The organism is Clostridium thermobutyricum DSM 4928 (genome assembly GCF_002050515.1).
Taxonomy (GTDB): Bacteria; Bacillota; Clostridia; order Clostridiales; family Clostridiaceae; genus Clostridium; species Clostridium thermobutyricum.
Map to the genome: position 1 here is coordinate 1 of NZ_LTAY01000090.1, position 3892 is coordinate 3892.

General features: G+C 22.3%; 3 protein-coding genes. All 3 read left to right on the top strand.

Going from position 1 to position 3892, the window contains the following annotated elements; translation table 11 throughout:
• The first annotated feature begins 294 nt into the window (after positions 1 to 294).
• The 3 genes from mobV to CLTHE_RS14325 all read left to right on the top strand — a co-directional run bounded on the left by mobV (position 295) and on the right by CLTHE_RS14325 (position 3535).
• A complete protein-coding gene (gene mobV, locus CLTHE_RS14320) occupies positions 295 to 1731 on the top strand; it encodes a MobV family relaxase (protein ID WP_080024048.1) in 1437 nt (478 codons plus the stop codon).
• A 13-nt stretch (positions 1732 to 1744) separates the two neighbouring features.
• On the top strand, positions 1745 to 1918 hold the full coding sequence (locus CLTHE_RS16920; protein ID WP_169840866.1) for a hypothetical protein: 174 nt from the start codon (positions 1745 to 1747) through the stop codon (positions 1916 to 1918).
• Positions 1919 to 2464: 546 nt separating this feature from the next.
• Positions 2465 to 3535 (top strand): protein rep, encoded by a 1071-nt coding sequence (locus CLTHE_RS14325; protein WP_002599812.1) that lies wholly within the window; start codon positions 2465 to 2467, stop codon positions 3533 to 3535.
• Positions 3536 to 3892: the final 357 nt, after the last annotated feature.

A 3892-nucleotide genomic window follows, 5' to 3' on the forward strand; every position in this document is an offset into this window, starting at 1 on the left:
ATTTTAAATACTACCTTGATTTGCTATAACTAAATATACTAGAAATAAAGGGCGTTTTTTATAAAACGTCCTTTCGCCTTACGGCGAGTAATAAAAATTTTGATAAAACTTTTTTAAAAGTTTTGGGAGGAACGAAGTGGGAGGAACTGCCTAAAAGCTCAATGCAATTGCGAGTAAATCTGTGTTCAGATTATAACGAGCTATAATCTCACTTGATTATCAATTGATAATGACATGTATCAAAATAAGAGATTATGTTAAAATTGAGATAATATATATAAGGGAGTTTTTAAAATGGAATTTGCTTGGAACACTAAAAAAAATAAAATTACAGATGTTAAAGGTCTTCAAATGGAGCAAGACAGAGAGGGTAAAATAACTAATAAAGAAATAGACCTTACTAAAACTCATTTAAACTATGATTTAGCTGATAAAGAGATGGGTAGTAGTAGTAATTTATATCATAGAGTTAAAAAGCGTGTAGAAGCCGTTAGAAGCGTTTCTAGGATACAGAAGAACTCTGTGGTGGATTATTCTAATATAATTACTGTATCGAAGGAACAGGCTAAAATTTGGGGTATGGATAAAACTAAGGATTATTTGAAAAATGTTTATGATTATTTTTGTCATGAATTTGGAAAAGAAAATGTAGTTTCAGCTAAAGTTCATTTAGATGAAACAAGTCCTCATATGCACCTTCATATTGTCCCTGTAAACTTAGAGAATGGAAAATTACAGTCATCAGTTGTAATGACACCTATAAGAATAAATAAAGTGCATACAGAAGCTCCTAAGTATCTTAGAGAAAAAGGATTTGAAGTTGAACGTGGTTGTGGTAAGACAGAGGAGAATTTAGAAATTAAAAAATATAAATTAAAAAAACTTGAGGAGAACATAAAAAAACTTGAAGAAGATTTAAAGTTAAAAGATGAAAAAATAAAAACCTTAACTAGAGTAGAAAAAGAAATTGATGATATAAGTAAAATTGAATTTAAAAAAAATTTTATTGGTGGAAAAATTTCTATGTCAGAAAAAGATTTTGAAAATTTAAAATCTAATTTTATAAAAATAAAAAAAGAAAATTTAGAATTAAAATCTATAAATATAAAAAATAAAAGTGAAATTGAAAGATTAAATTTAGATAATAAATATTTAAAAAAAGACTTTAAGGAATTAGAAAATAAAATCGAAAAAAATAATTTTTATCAAAGACAATTAGATTATAATTATAATTTAATTTTTAAGTCTTTAGAAGGAAATAAAGAAGTTGGAAATTATGTTTATAATAAAGCCTTGAATTTAATTTATAAAGAAAATAAATCAATAGAAAAACAACTCATTGAAAAAAATAAAATTGAAGAAAGACTTTTAAATAAAATTGATAATCTAAAAATAAAAATTAATTTAGATGATTTAAAAGATAAAAATATTTTTGAAAAAAAAATTTATTCTGTGAAAGAATTTGATGAAAAATTTTTAGAAGAATGTATAAGTTCAAATGAAAATTTTAAAACAAATGTTTTATTAGAACGCCAAGAAAAAGTTTTAGTTATAGATACTAAAATGAATTTTGAAAATAAAAGTTTTAAAAATCAAATTTTAAATAATAAAAAAATAATTCAATGTTTAAAAAAAGAATTTAAACCTGAATTCGATATTCAAGATAGACTTTTAAATAAAAATAATACTATAAAAAATACACATAAAAATTCAGTTGATTTTGATATGTAATAAAGGAGTTATTATGAAAAAAGATATTACTTTAGAAGATGTAAAAGAGTTTATAAGAAAATATGGATATAAATATGACCTAGAAATACAAGAAGAATTAGATAAAGTAAGCAAAATATCACAAGAAGAAATAGAAAAAGAACTTAAAAAGAATGAAGATTTATATAAAAGGTTGGCTGATATGTAATTTAATAAAAATTATTAAAAAATACACTTAAAAATTCAGTAAATTTAGGTTTCTAAAATTGGAAATTGAAATGGAAAATTTTAGGTTAAAAATTAAGGAAAAAAAGGGCTTTTTTAGACCTGTTTTTTCCTTCTTGATACTATAGGAAACTATTTCCGCGCTACGATTTGCCCTTAAGCCAGTAAAATCAATGCTTAGAGCCTATTTTTAATCGTGAAACATATTTTTCCAATTGAACATTTTTACTTTAATATTTTTTCTTATAAATTTAGCTTAATTTTATATAATTTTTTGGAAATTCTACCCTTAATTTGACATAAAAAAAACCCTTGTTTATAATTTTAGGTGTTGAAGCTAAAAATTAAAAAACAATGGGTATTTTTTATTATTCTAAATCTTGCGGAATTTAGAATCTATATTATACCTAGTTTCAAAAAAAGAAAGTAACATTAAAAATAATTATTATTTCAAAATTTAAAGAAAAGAAGGAATAAATTATTTTTTATATGTTACAATCCAAAAAAGAAAGAAGGTATCTTTTTTATCATGTTACGATTAGATAATAACAAAAAAGAAAAAAATATTCAAGAAAATCCATATGAAAAAGAAAAAAATAAAATAACAAAAAAGAAGAAAAATAATATAAAATTATCAAAATTTTTAGAACCTTTAGTAAGCAAAAAAACTTTAAAAGATGTAAATGAATGTGGTAATTATATTGAATATGTTACTGATATTGAAGAAAAAAAGTACAAGCTTTATAGAGCATTTTTCTGTAAAAATAGATTTTGTCCAATGTGTTCTTGGAGAAAAAGTTTAAAGGATAGTTTATTAATTTCGATACTTATGAAGTACATTGAAACTGAATTAAATTACGAATTTGTATTTTTAACTTTGACTGTAAAAAACATAAAAGGTGATGAACTTAATGATAAAATCAAAGAAATGAATAAAGCATTTACTAAGATGTTAAAGAGAGCAGAAATTAAAAATTTAACTGAAGGTTTTATTAGAAAGCTAGAGATAACTTATCAAAAAGAAAAATTTATTACTAAAGAATTGTATGAAAAAAAATATGATTATTATAAAAAAAGAAATTTAAAAATTGGAGATTTAGAACCAAACTTTGATACTTTTCACCCACATTTTCATTGTGTAATTGCAGTAAAAAAACAAAATAGAAATACTAGAATTAATCAAAAAAGATGGAAAGAATTGTGGCAAGAAAGTATGAAAGATAAATCAATAACTCAAATAAGAGTTGATGATATAAAAAAGAAAAGTGATAACAAAGAAGTCTTCGAAGTTGCAAAATATTCTGCAAAAGATGCTGATTATTTAGTTAATGAAAATGTATTTAATTATTTTTATAAAGCATTAAAAGGGAAACAATTAATTACTTTTAGTGGGTGTTTTAAAGATGCTTTAATATTATATAAATTAGGAAAATTAGATTATTTAAAAGAAATTGATAAAACAGAATATGTTTATTGTGTTGGCTTAACTTGGGTTGAAAAAAAATATATTTTAGATACTTTTAGAGAATTAAGTGATGAAGAATATAAAGAAATAAATAAAAGATTGATTGATGAATTAGACTGTGAAATTGATGATTAAACATAATAAAAATATTGTTGAGTATATTATATATAATTAAATATAAAATTAATGTGATATAATAAATTTTGTAGAGCAACTACTATATTTAATTATTAATAAGATTATTAAAAAGACTATCTTAATTTTAAGTTGGTCTTTTTTTTATTTAGTCAATGGTGGAGATTTAAAAATTTTCGTGGCTGTTATTTGGATTAAGGAACGCTGATCCGAATAGCTGACTAAGAAAAATTTTAAATACTACCTTGATTTGCTATAACTAAATATACTAGAAATAAAGGGCGTTTTTTATAAAACGTCCTTTCGCCTTACGGCGAGTAATAAAAATTTTGATAAAACTTTTTTAAAAGTTTTGGG